This is a genomic window from Meishania litoralis (assembly GCF_042611095.1).
GTDB classification, from domain to species: Bacteria; Bacteroidota; Bacteroidia; order Flavobacteriales; family Flavobacteriaceae; genus Meishania; species Meishania litoralis.
In genome coordinates this window covers 242,258-260,915 of record NZ_JBHFPV010000001.1, presented here as the reverse complement: position 1 = coordinate 260,915, position 18,658 = coordinate 242,258, and the positions used below count along the sequence as shown (strand labels likewise).

Sequence of the window (18,658 nt, the reverse complement as noted above, 5' to 3'; positions counted from 1 at the left end):
TTTAATGTTCATCATTTTGCTAATGTCATGTTCAGGTTTCACCGATAGCAATATTATCATTGCGGAAAATGGAAAAACCAATTACGAAATTGTCCTTTTGGGCGAAGCTTCGGAATCTCAATATGAATCGGCCCAAGAATTGGGCAAGTACATAAAATTGATAAGTGGAGCGGAATTAAATGTGACGGAAGAGAGCTCGCAAACTGATGGTAAAGGAAAGATATATATTGGCAGAAGTGCCAAGAGAAAACTTGAAAGGGAACAAATTTCGATTCGCACAGAAAACGGTAATGTTTATTTGACCGGAGGTTCTGACAATGCCATAAGGAATGCCGTATATGTTTTTCTCGAAGCCTATTTTGATTGTAAGTGGTACGCACCGGGAGTTGAAGAAGTGCCAACTCAAAATAAAATGACCTTAGACTCTATAAACTATGCTTATACACCTGAAATTGTTACGCGCACAGTTCACTCGAGACTATTTTACGACAACCCCGACTTTGCCGACAAACAGAAAGTAACACATGAATCGTTTCCATACTATGTGCCAGAGGCAAGGGTGCATACTTTTCATAAGTTTCTGCCCGAAGAGAAATTTTACCGGTCAAACCCTGAATATTATGCTCTGAGGGGCACTCAAAGACTACCGACACAGTTATGTTTGACAAACGACCATGTCTTGGAGATTGTAAAGGATTCCGTGGCGGCCCTTTTCGAAAGATACCCAGAAGCCACGGTCGTATCGGTCAGTCAAGATGACAACCAACAATATTGTCAGTGTGATAATTGCAGTAAGATAGATGCTCAAGAAGGTAGTCCGGCAGGCACGATGATCCGTTTTGTTAACAAGGTGGCCGAAGCCTTTCCCGACAAGACCATATCTACCTTGGCCTATCAATATACCCGAAAACCATGTAAGACCCGACCGGCCAAAAATGTCTTGATCACACTTTGTAGCATAGAATGTGACCGAAGTGCTCCTATTGCTGAAAAGTGTAAGGATTTTGCCGATGATCTTCGCGGTTGGGGAAAGCTGACGACCAATATCAGAATTTGGGACTATACCACACAGTTTACCAATTTTTTGGCCCCGTTCCCTAATCTACGAACTTTACGCCCTAATATCCAGTTATTTAAGGACAACAATGCAAATTGGGTTTTTGAGCAGCACAGCACTAATCCGAGCGAGCTATTTGAATTACGTTCCTATGTCACATCTAAATTATTATGGGATCCAAATTTAGATTTTGAAGGTTTGGTCACCACTTTCACGAATGGGTATTACGAGGAGGCCGGACCGTTAATCAAGCAATATATTGACTTAATTCATGACAGATTGGCCCAAAACGAAGACTTTTTCTTGTTTTTATATGGGGACCCCTCAGAAGCATTTGATTCGTATCTAGCCCCTGAATTATTGAAAGAATACGCTGAAATATTCGATAGGGCAGAAGCTGCCGTCAAATCAAAGCCGGAGGTAGCAGCAAGGGTAAAGGCCGCTCGATTGGGTATTGATTATGCCATATTGGAGGCCTGTAGAAAAAACTTGACTGAAGATTTCAGCTTGATGGTCCGTACAGAAAATGGCCAACTTGTCGAAAACCCCGGCATCAAAAAAATTATAGAAGATTTTAGAACGGTCTGTACGGCGCAGAAAATCACTTTGATGAATGAAATGGGTTTTACGATCGACGAGTATTATTCAAATTACTTGGACGCTTTGAACATAGCCAAGAAACCGAACAAAGCGTTGGGCAAAAAAGTGACTACTTTGACAAAGCCAAAAAAATATGCTGATGAGGATCCCATGGTCTTGACCGACGGAGCTCTGGGAGGCAGTAGTTTCTATGCGAATTGGTTGGGCTATGAGGGCAATGATCTAGAGGTGGTCGTTGATTTAGGGGAAACGCATGATATCAGTACGGTTTCTATGGCCTTTTTACAGGTGACCAATCATATTGTATTTTTTCCGACATCGGTTACCTATTTGGGTTCGTTGGATGGAGATCGTTATTTCGATCTGGGATTGGTGACGAACCGCACTCCACTGAACAAAGAAAGTAAGGTAAATGATATTCAGTATTTCGACTTGAAATTCACACCCCGAAAAATCAGGTACCTAAAGGTCGAGGCGAAGAACACGCAGACCCCATACTGGCATCATGCCGCAGGTCTACCGTCATGGGTCTTTGCCGATGAGATCATAGTTGATTGAATAAACGGTGTTAGACTTAAAGAGAGAGCTCGAGTATTTGCCGTCGGTTGGAAAAACTTTTTTAGCACCGAACAAAAAAGCGCTCAAGGTATCTTGGCATTTTTTCTTATTGAACAATTCATTCGTGACCTTGGCATGATTCGTATCTCACCTTCTGACAAACCAGATCACCGCTACACAGCGCTCCGTTTTGAAAACCACAAAAGAACCCGAATACCTAAGAAATAAAAACATAATATGTTTTTAGCTTGCTTCGTCTTCACCTATTGTTGAATTGTTCGTGACCTCGGCATGATTTTCTTCGAACGTCCTTTATGCTCCCGCCTGAAAATGCAATCTCGCATCGCTTCCGCGCTTCGGTTCGGTCGTTTCTTTACGCTTACAAAAACCTTCGGCTTTTGACGCTCCATGAAACAACAAACCCCGCATTTTCATGCAGGGTTTACGCTTTAAGTGACCTCGGCAGGATTCAAACCTGCAACCTTCTGAGCCGTAATCAGATGCGCTATTCAGTTGCGCCACGAGGCCGATTATTGGGGTGCAAATATATTTCTTTTTAAATTTAACCACAAACTAACCGAACTCTAAATGAATGGATCTTAAGGACTATGTGCGAGATATTAAGGATTTTCCGAGTGATGGCATTGTATTTAAGGATGTTACACCGCTATTAGGAAATCCGATTGCCCTTAAATTTGCAGCAGAGGCCTTGCTGGCTCTTGTTGAAAATCAAAAGATAGACAAGGTGGTAGGAATGGAAAGTCGAGGTTTCTTCTTTGCTTCGATGTTAGCTTCAGAATTGAAAGCCGGATTCGTGCCCGTTCGTAAATCGGGCAAACTACCCTATAAAACCATGAGTGAGGCGTTTTCACTGGAATATGGAACCGATACCTTGGAAATACATATTGATGGTATCAAGGAAGGAGAAAAAGTTTTGGTGCATGATGACGTTCTTGCCACAGGGGGAACTGCCGCAGCGGTCTGTAAATTAGTAGAACGGTTGGGTGGCGAAATCGTTCAATGTAATTTCTTGATTGAACTGGATTTTCTCAAGGGAAGTGAAAAACTCAAAAACTATTCGGTCAAATCGTTATTGCATTATTAGCCCAAAGCATTGGTGGTAACAAAGTAACGCCAGCCGATAATGGCCAACTGTAGTTTTGATGCTTTGGCCAAATCCAATCTTTGTTTGGTGTAGGAGGGAAGAATCAGTTTGTTCGCCTTGGCCAAGAATTTGAAAACTGCCTTTTTCATCTTGTTTCGTTTCGACAAATATAGGAAGTTAATCAAATGAAAAAGTCCTAGCTCGGTACCGGCTAGGACTTCAAATTATATAGACGCCTATATGATTACATATTACAACATCATGATCAGTGATAGTAACAGATACAGCAACAATTTAGCTAGTGTAATCATAGTTCGGGGTTTTTAAGGGTTAATATTAATTTTGATAATCGATTATCTAAATAAGATAAATAAACTTTATGCTCATTTCAAAGAATTTTTAGTTAAATCGATACAAGTGAATACACTATTGTAATTAAAAAGATGGTAATTATTATGATATTATCGAATATCTCTTGAATGAAGTTATATAATGTTACTTATATTGTATAAGTATATTATAAATTAGAACTTTTGTAGGGCATTTTTTGGAGCATTTTTTGAAATGAAGGGGCATTTCATTAAAAAAATGGTGTTTTTTAGCCTTTTCGTTAGTACGACAGAAAAAAACCGACACTTTTAATGGTCGGTTTCAATGGTCTAAAAAGCGCGGTTGATCAGTCGGTTTTCTTTTTGGTCGTAATTTCGACGACTCCATTTTTGGCCTTTTTTCCATATTTTTTGGTGGCCCCATCTCCTTTTAATACTTCAATTTTTTCAATTTCCGATGGAGATAGTTTTTTGAATTTCTTTTCACTTACTTCTTTGCCGTCAATTATGTAAAGAGGTTCTTCATCGCCATCGGTATCAATAAAGAAAAAACTGTTGTCATCGTTGTCGATTACTTCGATGTCGTGTTCATCATCTGAATCCTTGATGATGAAAACATTTTTTCCCTTTTTGCCCTTCCTTACATGCACGTTAAGCATTTCATCATCATCTTTCATTTTTTCATACGTCTCCCGACTTACTTCTTTACCATTGACTTTTATGATTTCTTTGCCATTGGTTTCTTCGATTATTACGGTCTTATGATCTTTTTCCGTAGCTTGTACCCAAACGGTACCGTCACCTTTCTTACTGCTAATTTTTTTAATTGTAATCTCATGTAAGCCATCGTCATCGGCATCTTCGTCCTCATGTATTGTAAAGTTGAAACTGTCACTGCCAAAATCAACATCTGAATTCCCTATTGATAGGCCTTTTTCTTTGTCGATTACAATTTTTATCGGAGATATTGGATTGCCCGAATCTGAATTATAGCTACCTGAATTACCATACCCGCTTACTTGAATGGATATGTTGATGATCTCGTTTTGATCATTGTGTACCACCGTATATGAAAAATCAACGTCTTTTTCGGCAAGATCTTTTTTTACTTTTTCCAAAGCCTCGTCCGTGGTGTTTTTATTGATTATAATTTCTATCGTTTCGTTCGGGTTTTCAAAGGCCCAAGAAGAATCCAAATCGTAACCGGTTGGGATAATAACTTCTTTGGTGTTAAAACTGACCAAGAAAATGGAAAGTATAGGGATTACAACTGCGGCTTTTAAAATGTTCATTTTGTTCGACTTTGATTTGTTCAACATGACTATTCGTTTTTTGATTGATGGATTATAAAATGTATTTACCAAGGGGGTGAAAGGCTGGTTTCCTGAAACTTTTAATAAGGTATATTGATAGCCCTTGACGGAATTTGTGTTTTGAATTACCCCATTGTCGGCAATAAATTCAAGATTTTGCTTGACAATAGACTGGTACAGCCAGCTAAAAGGGTTGGGCCACGTCACAATGGCGACCATATGGGCCAAAAGCACATCGGCCGAATGCCATTGACTACTATGTACGATTTCATGTTTTAGGATCGCTTGCAGTTCTTTTTCGGTATACAATGAAGGATTGTAAAAAATGTACTTGAAAAATGAAAATGGGGCGATCCGCGACGAAGTTCTAACATACGTATAGCCACCAAAAGAATAAGGTGTATTCGTTCTGACCATTTTTTTTAGTGACAACAGCTGAAGAACAAACTTTGCGCAAAAAAATGCCACCCCCAATAAATAGGCCATGAAAAATATAAGGGTCCAATCGATAAGATTCGATGAATGGTTTAAGACTGTTGAATTTAACAAATTGTCAGTATAAACGACATTTTTAGTAATCGGGGCGACGGTCACATACCGGGTCAACTCGATCAATGGCAAAATCAGCGCGCTTAAAAGACCAAAGATCAAAAAGTAACGATTGAACCTAAAAAAGGTCTCACTTTTTAACGTAAAATAGGCGAGGAAAAATATCGTAAGCACGCTCGATGCCTTGGCTATATAAATCAAAAATGCTTCCATCATTTCTTTTTTTCGATCAGATCTATAATTTCCTTTAGTTCTTCTACAGAGATTTTCTCTTCCTTGGCAAAAAAAGAGACCATGCTTTTATAAGAGTTATCAAAGTACTCGGCCAATTTAGAATTGACAAAGCGTTTGCGATAGGCTTCCAAAGTTACCAATGGAAAGTAGCGATGCGTATTTCCGAAAGCCTCATGTGATACGTACTTTTTTTCCTCAAGGTTCCGAACGATGGTCGAAAGCGTATTATAATGGGGCTTGTCGCCTTCGATTTCGGCCATGATTTCTTTAACAAAGGCTTTTTTGAGTCGCCAGAGTATGATCATAACCTCTTCTTCTTTGTTCGTCAATTTTAGCATCCTGACTAATTTCCTCCAAACATAATACGATTGGCGTAGCTAAACAACTATTTTAATAGTTATTTAACTATAAAAATAGTTTGATGATGCTTGCGCTAAAAACAACTTTCAAACCAATAACTACTATCTTGGGTTATATTTGTCGAAAATCAAGACATGTTGAACGCGCTTTACATAGTTCTGGGCCTGGGTTTGTTGATCGCCGGTGGAAATTGGTTGTTAAAGGCGGCCGTGGCGCTATCAATGCGCCTGAACATTCCTAAAATCGTAATAGGAATGACCGTAGTGTCATTTGCGACCTCGGCACCTGAATTGATCGTTAGTATCAAATCGGCATTGGATGGGTTTCCCGACCTTGCCCTTGGCAATGTTGTGGGGTCGAATATCGCTAACCTGGGATTGGTGCTGGCCGTTACCATTCTTTTGGGCAGTATAGATGTTCGTAAAAGCTTTTACACGACCGATTGGCCCGTAATGATGTTGGCCTCGATATTGTTTTTCGCATTTATTTATTTTGATGGTGAACTTCGGCAATACGAGGGAATCATAATGGTAGTCGTACTGTTTTTGTTCTTGGTATACTTGCTGCGTTTTCAAAAAACCGCCGTGGTCGATGAACTCCCAGAAGATGATGTGCTCTTGCCAATGTACAAGACCGTTCTTTTTTTGGGGATAGGTGGTACGGCATTGTGGGGCGGTTCTGAATTATTGATCAAAGGGGCGGTCAGCCTGGCCACGACATTCGGGGTCAGTGAACGGGTAATCGGTATTACGGTGGTTTCGATAGGTACGAGCATTCCTGAATTGGCCGCATCGGTTATTGCCGTGATAAAAAAGGAGAAGGCAATTTCTCTGGGAAACCTAATTGGGTCCAATATTTTTAATCTTTTGGCCGTATTGGGCATTACGGCTATCATAACTCCGATCAAGGTTATTGATCAAGGACTGTTGACCAATGATATCTTTTGGATGATGGGCATTTCTTTCTTGATTCTTCCCTTGGTTTTTATTCCAAAAGGATTACGTCTCGGTTGGCGAGATGGTATAGTTCTTGTGGGTACTTACATTGTATTTGTTTATTTTACCATTACTTAAAAACCGGCCAATATCATGGTAAAAGAACTGTTCAAGTTCTTCTTTATCTTCTTTCTGCTTTTGGCGCAGCATACTGCTCTTTCTCAGCAAGAGGACTTCATCCGCGGACAAATTATTGATGCAAAAACCAATGAGCCTGTAGTTTTTGCAACGATTATCGTAAAGAACCAAATATTGGCGGTCATATCGAACATGGATGGAAGTTTTCAAATACCACTTGAATTCAAAACGCAGGCCAATAGTATTCTGATTTCTTCGATGGGATATGTTTCTAAAGAGGTTCAAATAGAAGACCTAAAGTCCGATGAAATTAATCTAATACGACTTGAGCCTGCTCTGGAAGTTCTAGATGAGGTTGTTGTTAGCGGTACCAGAAAACCAAAGAATAAAACGGAAGACGTTCTTGGCCTCTCGGCTGATGAGATTGTTCAAAGGGCGATAAAAGGTATTTTTTCTAACTATAGCAGGTTGCCCTATTCATACATTGGTTATTATCGTGATTATCAATTGAAAGATTCGATATACATAAACCTCAATGAGGCCCTTTTTGAAGTATTTGATAGCGGTTTTGGCACGAACGATTACAATACCACGAAGACCAGGATTTATAACTACAGACGAAACAATGATTTTCAAATCGATACGGCCACGGCTAGGCCTTATGATTATGAAGATGAAAGAAAAACAATCGACGGAGCAATAATCAATAGCTTTGGGGGTAACGAATTCATGATATTAAGAATACATGACCCCATTAGAAATCACAGTATCAATTCATTTGACTACATAAATATTCTGGATATCGATTTTGAGAAAAACCATACGTTCAAAAGAGAGGCCGATATAATTTTGGATAATCAGAAACTTTTTGTCGTTTCCGTCAAAAAGGTTACCGCACAAAATAGGGCTTTGGGAAAATTGTTCATCTCGCAAGATGATTTTGCAATTCGCAAGCTGCAATATGCCCATTACCGAGGAGGTAAAAATTATGATGTGAACGAACTATACGGTTACTCGAAGGTTGCCAGGGACAAGTTTTTTGATATACAAATAGAATACAAACCATTCTATGGTCATATGTATTTGAACTATATCTCTGTTAGTAATGATTTTCAAGTCAAGCGAGACCCTATATTCAAGGTCGAAAAGATGCTCATGAATTGGGACGACCTTTGTTATGAAGTGCATTTTACCGCTCAACCTGAAGTGTCGGAGGCTATTAATAAAAGGAAATACAATCTTCGATTTAAAGGAAAAAAAGTTGACATTAGTAAGGTTGAAGTAAATAACAAAGTGGTGCGGTTATTTACAGAGTTAGACGGAGTATGGCTTGCTGTGAATAAAGCAAATCGGTAGATGGGAATCGATGTGGCCAGCGATTTTAAACTCAGAATAAGAAGCTTAAATGATAATGATGGCAATCGTCTTGACGAGGACAGACACTGGCGTGCAACACAGTTCAGGGAGTTTTTCGTGCAACAGGTCAAACCACAAAACAGAGGGCCTTCCGATTACCTTTATATGAAAAAAGATCGCCCGATATATAAAGCCCAGCCAATTGCACGCCCTATCAATTTTAAGGATTACTGGATGAACACCCCGCTTCAATCTTTTGAATAAAAAAAGTCCGGATTAGAATAAGCCGGACTTTAAATAAATATTCAGAACGTTTTTCTAAATCTTGGCGGATTTTACGGTCTTGACGATTCTTCCGGCAATCTTATAGGGATCACCGTTCGAGGCAGGTCGTCGATCTTCCAGCCAACCTTTCCATCCACTCTCCACAGTGGCGATCGGAATACGTATCGAAGCTCCCCTATCTGAAATACCGTAGCTGAAGTCGGTAATTGCGGCAGTTTCGTGAAGGCCCGTCAAACGTTGGTCGTTGAATTCACCATAAACCTCGATATGTTCTTTGACAACTGGTCTAAAGGCTTCACAGATCTTCTCATATATTTCTTTTGAGCCGGCCGTCCTTAACGTCGTGTTCGAGAAGTTGGCGTGCATACCAGAGCCGTTCCAGTCCATATCCTTTCCAAGAGGTTTGGGGTGATATTCGATGTAATAACCGTACTTCTCGGTTAGCCTGTCCAACAAATATCGTGCGACCCAAAGTTCATCACCGGCCAATTTGGCCCCTTTTGCGAACAATTGAAACTCCCACTGGCCACAAGCTACCTCTTGGTTGATGCCTTCGAAATTGATTCCGGCGGCTATACAAATATCGGCGTGTTCTTCGACCAATTCCCTTCCATGGGTGTTTTTCCCGCCGACCGAACAATAGTAGAGGCCTTGTGGAGCAGGGTAGCCGCCAACAGGAAAGCCCAAAGGTAGTTGGGTGTGGGTATCCATAATAAAATATTCTTGTTCGAAACCGAACCAGAAATCATTGTCATCATCATCAATGGTCGCCCTACCATTTGAAGCATGGGGCGTACCATCGGCGTTAAGAACTTCTGTCATTACCAAGTACCCGTTCATTCTTTCCGGATCCGGAAAAAGGGCCACTGGTTTTAGCAGACAATCTGAAGAGCCTCCTTTGGCCTGTCTTGTTGAGCTTCCGTCAAAGGACCACATTGGGCAATCTTCTAGTTTACCGCCAAAATCGTTGACGACCTTGGTCTTACTTCTCATGTTTTGTGTTGGATAATACCCGTCCAACCAAATATATTCCAGTTTTGTTTTGCTCATAATATTAGCACTTGGTTTTTAATGAATTTTCAGATGAACAAAAATATATGTTTTGTGGATCAATGCTAATTTTTAGGGGGGTAAAAATCATAATTACGTATAAAATTATCAACACCCCTGTTGATAAGGGGGTATTTTTATAAAAAAATATTTTTTTTTCACATTAATTTAATAAATCGATAATCAGTATTTTTGCCTTTAACTAAATGAATTGAGTTATGTCGCAGTTACGATTCGGGGCGATTAGGGAAAGCCAAGGAAAGCCTCGGATTCAAATAGAGGAAAAGGGTAGGCGTTCCGAACTTTTCGGGGTCAACGTATTCAATAAGAATAAAATGTTGCAATACTTGACCAAAGATGCCCTTGAAAGTGTCGAAAATGCCGTATTTGCCGGTACTAAGATAGACCGCAAAATTGCGGATCAGGTGGCCGAGGCAATGAAGGGTTGGGCCATTTCAATGGGGGCGACCCATTATACGCATTGGTTTCAGCCATTGACGGGATCCACTGCCGAAAAGCACGATGCTTTTTTCGACCTGTTGCCAGACGGCAGGGCACTGGAAAAATTCGGTGGGGGACAGTTGGTACAACAAGAACCTGATGCATCGAGTTTTCCGAGCGGCGGTCTGCGAAATACTTTTGAGGCCCGCGGGTATACCGCATGGGATCCGACTTCCCCCGCTTTCGTCTATGGCACGACCTTGTGCATCCCGACCATATTTGTATCCTATACCGGTGAGGCGCTTGACAACAAGGCACCACTTCTTAGGGCACTTAACGTTATTGATGAAGCGGCCACCTCTGTTGCCAGGTATTTTGACAAAAATGTATCAAAAGTTCATGCCACGTTGGGTTGGGAGCAGGAATATTTTCTTATCGATAAGGCCTTGGCCGATTCAAGGCCGGATATTATGTTGACAGGCAGGACCCTGGTGGGACATCCGGCAGCAAAGGGCCAACAACTTGACGACCACTATTTCGGTGTTATACCTGCAAGGGTGTTGAGTTATATGAGCGATCTTGAAAAGGAATGTACAAAGTTGGGCATTCCGGTAAAGACGCGCCATAACGAGGTAGCGCCGAACCAGTTTGAATTGGCACCGGTTTTTGAGGAGGCCAATCTTGCGGTCGACCATAATCTCTTATTGATGGATGTTATGGATAAGGTGGCCGAACGACATAGTTTAAAGGTGCTATTTCATGAAAAGCCGTTCGAAGGCATCAACGGTTCAGGTAAACATAATAATTGGTCGTTGGCCACCGATACGGGCGTAAATCTCCTAAGTCCGGGCACTACGCCGATGAAAAACCTTCAATTCCTGACTTTTTTCGTCAATACGATCAAAGCTGTGGACACTTATGAAGAATTATTGCGTTCTTCCATCGCGTCTGCCAGTAATGACCATAGGCTGGGGGCCAATGAGGCGCCTCCGGCGATCATGTCGATATTTATAGGCGATCAATTGAGCAGTGTTCTCGATGAGTTGGAAGGGGTCTCCCATGGTAAATTGTCCCCTGAGGAAAAAACCGAACTGAAGTTGAACGTTGTCGGAAAGATACCCGAAATATTATTGGACAATACGGATAGAAATAGAACGTCTCCGTTTGCCTTTACCGGCAATAAGTTTGAAATGAGGGGTGTTGGATCAAAGACCAACTGTGCCAAACCGATGACTGTCCTGAATACGATCGTGGCCAAACAACTTATCGATTTCAAAAAAGAGGTCGATGTTTTGATCGAGAAGAAAAACCTCAAAAAAGACGAAGCGGTCTTCAATGTATTGCGAGAGTATATCAAGACTTCGAAACGAATACGCTTTGATGGCGATGGTTATAGCGCCGATTGGGAAAAAGAAGCTAAAAAGCGCAAACTGAGCAATAATAGAAGTACTCCCGAAGCGTTACAAGTACTTGACACAAAAGAGAGCTTGGCACTGTTCAAAGCGTTGAACGTGATGAATCAGGTCGAGGTCACTGCCCGCAAAAAGGTCGAACTTGAGACCTATATAATGAACATTCAGATAGAAGGCAGGGTTTTCTTTGAACTGGTTTACAACTATATCGTTCCGGCGGCGATTGCATATCAAAACAGCATCATTCAGAATGTTAAAGGGCTAAAGGAAATTTATGGCAATGCACATAAGGAAATGACAACAGGGCAAATGAGTCTCTTGGAAGAATTATCGAACCACCTTAATGCGCTTAAGCAGAAAACCGATGCTATGGTCACCGCCCGAAAAACGGCAAACGCCATTACCGATATCGATAAAAAGGCAGTTGCCTATTGTGATAAGGTCAAACCTTTTTTTGATGAAATTCGATTTCATTCCGATAGGATCGAGCGTTTGGTCGATAATCATGTTTGGCCTTTGGCCAAATATCGAGAGCTGTTGTTCATTAGGTAGGGCTTGCTTTTCCATTAATAATGAAATTAATGCCGAATTTTTTATGATTCGGTTATTTTTGCCATAAATAAGTTTACATGGGTTCTTCTACAAGTGAAAGGTATAATCAACGGGGCGTTTCGGCATCAAAGGAAGACGTGCACAATGCCATCAAAAATATTGATAAAGGACTATTTCCAAAGGCCTTCTGTAAAATTGTACCTGATTATTTGACCAATGATGATGAGTATTGTTTGGTAATGCACGCCGATGGTGCCGGAACCAAGTCGTCATTGGCTTATATGTATTGGAAGGAGACCGGTGATATTTCAGTATGGAAAGGTATCGCCCAAGACGCCTTGGTCATGAATATCGATGACCTGATCTGTGTAGGGGCCATCGATAACATAATGTTGTCTTCAACGATCGGAAGAAACAAGAACTTGATACCAGGTGAGGTAATCTCTGCCATTATCAATGGTACCGAAGAATTGATTTCCAATTTGGCCGAACATGGAATAACGATTCGCTCAACGGGCGGCGAAACAGCTGACGTAGGTGATTTGGTACGTACCATTATCGTAGATTCCACGGTCACAGCACGCTTAAAAAGAAGTGATGTAATCGACAATGCCAATATTAGGGCTGGAGACGTGATCGTCGGGTTGGCCTCGTTCGGACAGGCTAACTATGAGAATGAATATAATGGCGGTATGGGCAGTAATGGTCTCACATCTGCCCGGCATGATGTGTTTTCCAAATATCTTGCCGAAAAATACCCCGAAAGTTATGATCCTTCCGTTCCCTCGGAATTGGTTTATTCGGGTAGTTCGAAATTGACCGACCAAGTCTCGGGGTCTCCTCTTGATGCAGGTAAATTGGTACTTTCGCCTACACGTACTTATGCCCCGGTCGTAAAGAAAATATTGGAAAAGTATGATTCCAAAGATATCCATGGAATGGTTCATTGCAGTGGTGGCGCCCAAACCAAAATCCTTCATTTTATTGAAAACCTGCATGTCGTTAAGGATAATCTTTTTCCGGTACCGCCCTTGTTCAGGCTGATACAAGAGCAATCGGGCACCGACTGGAAGGAAATGTACCAGGTTTTCAATTGTGGCCATCGATTGGAGATTTATGCGAATGAAGCCATTGCCGATGAATTGATAAAAACTTCGGAGAGCTTTGGAGTTACTGCCCAGATCATCGGTAGGGTCGAAGAGAATACGACCAAAAAACTGACCATTCAAAGTACCTATGGCACCTTCATTTACTAAAGTTATACGATAAGCCTTATTACTGCGTTTTCTATTGTAAACGGGCTTGCTATGGAAAGAAAGGATTTTTTAAGAAGTTTGGGCGCCGGTGCAGCTTTTGCTTTGACGTTTCCCTGTTTGCAGGGCTGTTCAAAAGATGAAGCTAACGGACAGATTGTACCTGAACCTACCGGTATAGATTTTACGATTGATTTGAAATCTGAAGAGGCCGAACCATTGGCGAACAATGGGGGCTTCATACGAAAGAATCTGGTCGTGGTGGTCAGGGATCTTCAGGGTAATTTTGTTGCGGCGAGCCAAGTTTGCAGCCATGAACAATATGACACGGTTACTTATGTCGATAATGATGAAGGTTTTTTTTACTGCGACACCCATGGTTCTAAATTTGGACTTGACGGAACACCTTTGAACCAAGTTGATAGTAAGACGCCTCGCCAGTTGAAAACTTTTAAAACAGAACTTTCGGGAGATATCTTGCGGGTTTTTGAGTAAATTGACCTTCGAACCCTTAATACTAAAATGTAACCTACATGGGTCTGGCCTACACCTGGTTGATGCTTTTCTCACGAAAAATAGGGTCGGCTATGGCATCGAATTCATTTAAGGCCTATGGAGACTGTTATATAAAAAGATCTAATCTTCCTACAAATATCACTTTTAACAAGTTGAAAGTGTGAAAGCGTTAATCCCCCTTTTTTTTGGTTTTTGTATGATCACCACTTTGGCGCAAGAACGTAAATACGTGACGGTCAAAAGAACGGTAAAATTGATGGGTACCGATTTTGGTATTACCGTTGTGGCCGCCAATGAAGAAATAGGTTTTATCAATATCGATGAGGCCACCGCCGAGATCAGTCGAATCGAAAAAATGATATCTTCATGGGATCCGTTATCGGAAACTTCGATGATCAATAGAAATGCGGGTATAAAACCGGTCAAGGTCAGCCATGAATTGTTCAAGCTTATAGAACGGTCCATTCAAATTTCTGAAATGACCGATGGTGCCTTTGATATCTCATTTGCTTCGTCGGATCAAGTATGGAAGTTCGATGGAAGTATGAAATATGAACCGACGCCGGCAGAAATTGAAAAGTCGATCGCGAAAGTTGGTTATAAGAATATCGTTTTGAATGAAGAGAAGCGCACGGTTTTTTTGAAAGTGGCGGGCATGAAAATTTCTTTTGGTGGCATAGGTAAAGGCTATGCCGCTGATAAGGCCAAAGAGTTGTTGGTCTCAAAACGGGTGGTTGCGGGCGTTATCAATGCTTCCGGTGATCTGACCACCTGGGGAACCAAAGCAAGTGGCGAGAAATGGCTGATCGGTATTGCAAACCCCATGAACAAGAGCAAGATTTTTACCTGGTTACCTGTTTTAGAGTCCTCGGTGGCCACTTCGCAGAGCCTTGACCGATATGTTGAATTTAAAGGAAAAAAGTATTCGCATATCATAGATCCGAGAACAGGGTACCCCGCAACAGGTATCAACAGCGTACATGTGTTCGCCAAAAGTGCCGAACTGTGCGATGCTTTGGCGACCGCTATCTTTATTATGGGTAAAGATCAAGGGTTGTCACTTATTAATCAGCTCGCCCTTACCGAGGTAATCGTGGTCGATAGCGAAAATAGAATGCACAGGAGCAATGGGATATTGTTGGAGGATTAAGTAGATTGACCGACTACTTTATTTCAAAATTTTATCGCTCCTCTGAACTTGAATTCAAATAGCCCTCGCTTTCCAAATCCTTCTTCGACCTTATTGGTTTGGAATTTCCATTTTTTAAAAAGTAGACATTATCACTGACTTCTAGAATATCCCTATAGAAATGATCGGTAATTATAATCAGCGCGTTTTTTTTTATTGCACTGATAAGTTGCTTGAACTTTTCAATATAAATGGGTGCAATGAATGAAAAGGGTTCGTCCAAAAGAATTATTTTCTTATCCGTCATAAGAATTAGATAAGTTTCGATAATTCGAATTTCACCGCTGGAAAGTTCATTTACCCTTGTATTAGAATATGTTTTGAACGTCTCAAATAAGGCGGTAAATGTTTGCCAACTCACGTTGAACCATGAAAAAGCCTTTTCAATTTGCAGGTCGCCGGGTAAAAGCTGATGTTGTGGCAGATATGAAGTAGTATGGGTTCGAAAAAGATGACCGCTTTGATATTGACCATCTATCCTGATATTCTTGTATTTTGCCATTAGGTCCCCAAAAATAATACGGAGTAAACAGGTTTTGCCAGAACCATTTCTGCCCAAAATACCGGTCACTTTCCCTATCTCGGCCTTTAAGTAGATTCCATTAAGAATTCTTCTGCCTTCAAAATTTAATTCTATGTTATCGGCCTCGAGAATCAAAATATATCGAAAATCTGAAAAATTAGTATCGTAATCAATATGTCCATTAAATAGGAAATTAGAAAAAGGTGGGGTTTTCCTATTCCAAAATTCCTATAAAAAACTAAAGACTGGCCCAACTTTGTCTCAACATAAAAGACATATAATGCGACAAAGAATAAAAATTTGAGTGCAATAACTATGAAAAACGATGGAGGTTCGAGAAACCTGATAAAGAGCGTCAACAAGGTTGAAAAAAGTATAAATTTTTTATAAAAATGGAAAGCCAGTGTGTACGTTTTACAACTCAGAAAGATCCTCATGGAGATTGTACGGATATCTATAAATGTACAAATTTATCGTAAATTCGCACCTCAAGCGAAGTAAGCCAATGGTAGATAAATTGAATATTGTAAAGCAGCGTTTTGATGAGGTATCGGATCTTATCATACAACCCGATATCATATCGGATCAAAAGCGCTACGTGCAATTGACAAAAGAGTATAAAGACCTTAAGGATTTAATGGATCGGCGTTCGAGGTATATCGACCTGATAAATAATATACATGAAGCCGAGGAAATTATTGCTGATGGAAGCGAACCTGAAATGCTCGAAATGGCTCGGATGCAGCTTGAAGAGGCCCAACAGAAGCTGCCGGCATTGGAGGATGAGATCAAGTTGATGCTCATACCCAAAGATCCTGAAGACGCAAAAGACGTTGTCGTCGAAATCAGGGCCGGTACCGGTGGTGACGAGGCGAGTATTTTTGCCGGAGACCTTTTTCGAATGTATACAAAATATTGCGAATCAAAAGGTTGGAAGACCAATGTCATCGATTTAAGCGAGGGTACCAGTGGCGGTTACAAAGAGATTCAGTTCGAGGTTGCCGGTGAGGATGTTTACGGAACCCTGAAATTCGAGGCCGGCGTGCATCGTGTTCAGCGCGTGCCGCAGACCGAGACCCAGGGCAGGGTTCATACGAGTGCGGCCACGGTGATGGTGCTGCCCGAAGCGGAGGATTTTGATGTACAAATAGACCCAAAGGACGTGAGAATTGATTTTTTCTGTTCTTCGGGCCCAGGAGGGCAATCGGTCAACACGACATATTCTGCGGTACGTTTGACCCACTTACCGACCGGTTTGGTGGCCCAATGCCAAGATCAGAAGTCGCAGCATAAGAACAAAGAAAAGGCTTTCAAGGTATTGCGATCGAGGCTTTATGACCTTGAACTGGCCAAAAGGCAGGAAGAAGATGCCGCCAAAAGAAACTCGCAGGTCAGCAGTGGCGATCGCTCGGCAAAGATCAGAACATATAATTATCCGCAGGGTAGGGTGACCGATCATAGAATCGGCTTGACCCTATATGATCTGCAGAATATAATTGATGGAGACATTCAAAAAATAATCGACGAATTGAGTCTCGTTGAGAATACAGAAAAATTGAGGGATGCTTCAGAAATATTCTAGGGCTTTGAAAATTTCCCCTATCGCGTTTAATTATAAATTTATGGCGACCCAAAGTATCGTGCGACCTCAATACGACCTCAGTTTATGACAACAAAGCAGCTTGTGGGGCAAATACGCAAAAAAAACTCCTTTCTCTGTATCGGCCTTGATACGGATCTAGATAAAATACCGCCCCACTTATTAAAAGAAGAAGATCCGATATTTTCATTCAACAAGGCGATAATAGATGCCACAAACCACCTATGTGTGGCCTATAAGCCTAATATTGCATTTTACGAGGCATACGGAATTAAAGGTTGGAAGGCACTGGAAAAGACCATTGGTTATTTGAATGCCAATTACCCCGAGCAATTTACCATCGCCGATGCCAAAAGAGGTGATATCGGTAATACTTCGACCCGTTATGCAAAGGCTTTTTTCGAAGACCTTAATTTTGATTCGTTGACCATTGCGCCGTACATGGGCAGAGATTCGGTAGAACCTTTCTTGACTTTTGATAATAAACATACGATTCTTCTGGCCTTGACCTCGAACGAGGGAGCCTATGATTTTCAGACCGAAAAAATAGACGGACAAGAGCTTTACAAAAAGGTGTTACAGGTTTCCAAGGGCTACAAGAACGCTGAAAACCTTATGTACGTTGTTGGCGCCACAAAGGCAAGCTATTTGAAAGAGATTAGGGAAATTGTACCTGATAGTTTTTTGCTGGTTCCCGGTGTTGGTGCACAGGGCGGGAGTTTAAAAGAAGTCTGCCGGTACGGAATGAACAAACAGGTTGGACTGTTGGTCAATTCATCCCGTGGTATAATCTACGCTTCGAACGATACTGATTTTGCAAGTGGGGCGGCCCATGAGGCCGAACGTATACAGAAAGAAATGGAGGCGATTTTGATAGGTTTGGCCTAGCCCATCATTTTTTCCAATACTTTCTTTATTTTTTGTGCCTTCTGCTCAAAAAATTCAACCAACTTGGTGTCGGTGTACTCCATGTTACTGGCTTTCTCCAAAAAGCTCTGATACTGATACTCCAAAAGATGTATCGAATTTCTGTTAGCGGCGATCGGGGTCACGGTACCTACTTTGCAATATTGCTTTTCCATAGTATTATACATTGTTCTTTCAAATATACGGGCGAAAAGAGCTTTTGGATGTAGGTAATCGACATATTTCATTAAAAATCGGTTCTTTTGATGATTTATTAACAATTACATCATGGTGTCTTTTTAAATATGCTGGTTAAATTGTTAAAAAATTATGTTTGCCCGCTACGGGCATATAAAAAGTTTTAATACATTGCACAGCTTAAGAATTTAGATAAGTA

17 protein-coding genes and 1 tRNA gene are annotated in these 18,658 nt (G+C 41.1%); 11 read left to right on the top strand and 7 right to left on the bottom strand.

What is annotated here, in order from left to right; translation table 11 throughout:
• The first annotated feature begins 4 nt into the window (after window positions 1-4).
• A complete protein-coding gene (locus tag ACEZ3G_RS01220) occupies window positions 5-2,215 on the top strand; it encodes a DUF4838 domain-containing protein (RefSeq protein ID WP_432423658.1) in 2,211 nt (736 codons plus the stop codon).
• 454 nt (window positions 2,216-2,669) lie between these two features.
• Here the strand turns inward: ACEZ3G_RS01220 and ACEZ3G_RS01215 are convergent.
• A tRNA-Arg gene (locus ACEZ3G_RS01215) sits at window positions 2,670-2,743 on the bottom strand.
• A gap of 64 nt (window positions 2,744-2,807) precedes the next feature.
• Here ACEZ3G_RS01215 and ACEZ3G_RS01210 point away from each other — a divergent pair.
• Window positions 2,808-3,320, top strand: coding sequence for an adenine phosphoribosyltransferase (locus tag ACEZ3G_RS01210; protein ID WP_432423657.1), 513 nt, complete (start codon window positions 2,808-2,810; stop codon window positions 3,318-3,320).
• Here the strand turns inward: ACEZ3G_RS01210 and ACEZ3G_RS01205 are convergent.
• The 3 genes from ACEZ3G_RS01205 to ACEZ3G_RS01195 all read right to left on the bottom strand — a co-directional run bounded on the left by ACEZ3G_RS01205 (window position 3,317) and on the right by ACEZ3G_RS01195 (window position 6,083).
• Complete coding sequence (locus ACEZ3G_RS01205; protein ID WP_432423656.1) at window positions 3,317-3,469, bottom strand: SsrA-binding protein; 153 nt, start codon at window positions 3,467-3,469, stop codon at window positions 3,317-3,319. The two genes, ACEZ3G_RS01210 and ACEZ3G_RS01205, sit on opposite strands and share 4 nt — an antisense overlap.
• 527 nt (window positions 3,470-3,996) lie before the next feature.
• Complete coding sequence (locus tag ACEZ3G_RS01200) at window positions 3,997-5,727, bottom strand: M56 family metallopeptidase (protein WP_432423655.1); 1,731 nt, start codon at window positions 5,725-5,727, stop codon at window positions 3,997-3,999.
• Window positions 5,724-6,083 (bottom strand): BlaI/MecI/CopY family transcriptional regulator, encoded by a 360-nt coding sequence (locus ACEZ3G_RS01195; protein WP_432423654.1) that lies wholly within the window; start codon window positions 6,081-6,083, stop codon window positions 5,724-5,726. The genes ACEZ3G_RS01200 and ACEZ3G_RS01195 overlap by 4 nt, the downstream gene beginning before the upstream one ends.
• A 156-nt stretch (window positions 6,084-6,239) precedes the next feature.
• Here ACEZ3G_RS01195 and ACEZ3G_RS01190 point away from each other — a divergent pair, with 156 nt between their 5' ends.
• The 3 genes from ACEZ3G_RS01190 to ACEZ3G_RS01180 are packed head-to-tail and all read left to right on the top strand — an operon-like array spanning window position 6,240 to window position 8,798.
• Window positions 6,240-7,178, top strand: a complete 939-nt coding sequence (locus ACEZ3G_RS01190; protein ID WP_432423653.1) for a calcium/sodium antiporter — start codon at window positions 6,240-6,242, stop codon at window positions 7,176-7,178.
• 15 nt (window positions 7,179-7,193) lie between these two features.
• The gene (locus ACEZ3G_RS01185) at window positions 7,194-8,534 is read left to right on the top strand and encodes a carboxypeptidase-like regulatory domain-containing protein (protein WP_432423652.1); all 1,341 of its coding nucleotides are present in this window, start codon (window positions 7,194-7,196) and stop codon (window positions 8,532-8,534) included.
• Entirely contained in the window at window positions 8,535-8,798 is a 264-nt protein-coding gene (locus ACEZ3G_RS01180; RefSeq protein ID WP_432423651.1) for a hypothetical protein, read from the top strand. It begins immediately after the preceding gene.
• Between the two features lie 54 nt (window positions 8,799-8,852).
• Here ACEZ3G_RS01180 and ACEZ3G_RS01175 read toward each other — a convergent pair whose 3' ends face one another.
• Window positions 8,853-9,869, bottom strand: coding sequence for a glutamine synthetase beta-grasp domain-containing protein (locus ACEZ3G_RS01175; protein ID WP_432423650.1), 1,017 nt, complete (start codon window positions 9,867-9,869; stop codon window positions 8,853-8,855).
• 218 nt (window positions 9,870-10,087) lie between these two features.
• On the opposite strand from ACEZ3G_RS01175, the gene ACEZ3G_RS01170 reads away from it, so the two are divergent.
• The 4 genes from ACEZ3G_RS01170 to ACEZ3G_RS01155 all read left to right on the top strand — a co-directional run bounded on the left by ACEZ3G_RS01170 (window position 10,088) and on the right by ACEZ3G_RS01155 (window position 15,193).
• On the top strand, window positions 10,088-12,274 hold the full coding sequence (locus ACEZ3G_RS01170) for a glutamine synthetase III family protein (RefSeq protein ID WP_432423649.1): 2,187 nt from the start codon (window positions 10,088-10,090) through the stop codon (window positions 12,272-12,274).
• 77 nt (window positions 12,275-12,351) lie between these two features.
• A complete protein-coding gene (locus ACEZ3G_RS01165) occupies window positions 12,352-13,530 on the top strand; it encodes an AIR synthase related protein (RefSeq protein ID WP_432423648.1) in 1,179 nt (392 codons plus the stop codon).
• Between the two features lie 51 nt (window positions 13,531-13,581).
• Window positions 13,582-14,022, top strand: coding sequence for a QcrA and Rieske domain-containing protein (locus ACEZ3G_RS01160; RefSeq protein ID WP_432423647.1), 441 nt, complete (start codon window positions 13,582-13,584; stop codon window positions 14,020-14,022).
• Window positions 14,023-14,239: 217 nt separating this feature from the next.
• The gene (locus ACEZ3G_RS01155) at window positions 14,240-15,193 is read left to right on the top strand and encodes an FAD:protein FMN transferase (RefSeq protein ID WP_432423646.1); all 954 of its coding nucleotides are present in this window, start codon (window positions 14,240-14,242) and stop codon (window positions 15,191-15,193) included.
• 31 nt (window positions 15,194-15,224) lie between these two features.
• On the opposite strand, the gene ACEZ3G_RS01150 is transcribed toward ACEZ3G_RS01155, so the two are convergent.
• A complete protein-coding gene (locus ACEZ3G_RS01150) occupies window positions 15,225-15,890 on the bottom strand; it encodes an ATP-binding cassette domain-containing protein (protein WP_432423645.1) in 666 nt (221 codons plus the stop codon).
• 370 nt (window positions 15,891-16,260) lie between these two features.
• Between ACEZ3G_RS01150 and prfA the strand changes: the two genes are divergently transcribed.
• Together prfA and pyrF are read left to right on the top strand one after the other, a co-directional pair.
• The gene (gene prfA, locus ACEZ3G_RS01145; protein WP_432425129.1) at window positions 16,261-17,337 is read left to right on the top strand and encodes a peptide chain release factor 1; all 1,077 of its coding nucleotides are present in this window, start codon (window positions 16,261-16,263) and stop codon (window positions 17,335-17,337) included.
• An 84-nt stretch (window positions 17,338-17,421) separates the two neighbouring features.
• Window positions 17,422-18,243 carry an orotidine-5'-phosphate decarboxylase gene (pyrF, locus tag ACEZ3G_RS01140; RefSeq protein WP_432423644.1) on the top strand — a complete coding sequence of 274 codons (822 nt, stop codon included), beginning with the start codon at window positions 17,422-17,424 and terminating at the stop codon, window positions 18,241-18,243.
• Here pyrF and ACEZ3G_RS01135 read toward each other — a convergent pair.
• A complete protein-coding gene (locus tag ACEZ3G_RS01135) occupies window positions 18,240-18,437 on the bottom strand; it encodes a hypothetical protein (protein WP_432423643.1) in 198 nt (65 codons plus the stop codon). The two genes, pyrF and ACEZ3G_RS01135, sit on opposite strands and share 4 nt — an antisense overlap.
• Between the last annotated feature and the right edge of the window lie 221 nt (window positions 18,438-18,658).

Excerpts from the sequence above, each read along its gene's own strand:
- ACEZ3G_RS01220 (WP_432423658.1), top strand. The coding sequence starts at position 5 with ATGTTCATCATTTTGCTAATGTCATGTTCAGGTTTCACCGATAGCAAT.
- ACEZ3G_RS01210 (WP_432423657.1), top strand. The coding sequence starts at position 2,808 with ATGGATCTTAAGGACTATGTGCGAGATATTAAGGATTTTCCGAGTGAT.
- ACEZ3G_RS01205 (WP_432423656.1), bottom strand. The coding sequence starts at position 3,469 with ATGAAAAAGGCAGTTTTCAAATTCTTGGCCAAGGCGAACAAACTGATT.
- ACEZ3G_RS01200 (WP_432423655.1), bottom strand. The coding sequence starts at position 5,727 with ATGATGGAAGCATTTTTGATTTATATAGCCAAGGCATCGAGCGTGCTT.
- ACEZ3G_RS01195 (WP_432423654.1), bottom strand. The coding sequence starts at position 6,083 with ATGCTAAAATTGACGAACAAAGAAGAAGAGGTTATGATCATACTCTGG.
- ACEZ3G_RS01190 (WP_432423653.1), top strand. The coding sequence starts at position 6,240 with ATGTTGAACGCGCTTTACATAGTTCTGGGCCTGGGTTTGTTGATCGCC.
- ACEZ3G_RS01185 (WP_432423652.1), top strand. The coding sequence starts at position 7,194 with ATGGTAAAAGAACTGTTCAAGTTCTTCTTTATCTTCTTTCTGCTTTTG.
- ACEZ3G_RS01180 (WP_432423651.1), top strand. The coding sequence starts at position 8,535 with ATGGGAATCGATGTGGCCAGCGATTTTAAACTCAGAATAAGAAGCTTA.
- ACEZ3G_RS01175 (WP_432423650.1), bottom strand. The coding sequence starts at position 9,869 with ATGAGCAAAACAAAACTGGAATATATTTGGTTGGACGGGTATTATCCA.
- ACEZ3G_RS01170 (WP_432423649.1), top strand. The coding sequence starts at position 10,088 with ATGTCGCAGTTACGATTCGGGGCGATTAGGGAAAGCCAAGGAAAGCCT.
- ACEZ3G_RS01165 (WP_432423648.1), top strand. The coding sequence starts at position 12,352 with ATGGGTTCTTCTACAAGTGAAAGGTATAATCAACGGGGCGTTTCGGCA.
- ACEZ3G_RS01160 (WP_432423647.1), top strand. The coding sequence starts at position 13,582 with ATGGAAAGAAAGGATTTTTTAAGAAGTTTGGGCGCCGGTGCAGCTTTT.
- ACEZ3G_RS01155 (WP_432423646.1), top strand. The coding sequence starts at position 14,240 with ATGATCACCACTTTGGCGCAAGAACGTAAATACGTGACGGTCAAAAGA.
- prfA (WP_432425129.1), top strand. The coding sequence starts at position 16,261 with ATGGTAGATAAATTGAATATTGTAAAGCAGCGTTTTGATGAGGTATCG.
- pyrF (WP_432423644.1), top strand. The coding sequence starts at position 17,422 with ATGACAACAAAGCAGCTTGTGGGGCAAATACGCAAAAAAAACTCCTTT.
- ACEZ3G_RS01135 (WP_432423643.1), bottom strand. The coding sequence starts at position 18,437 with ATGGAAAAGCAATATTGCAAAGTAGGTACCGTGACCCCGATCGCCGCT.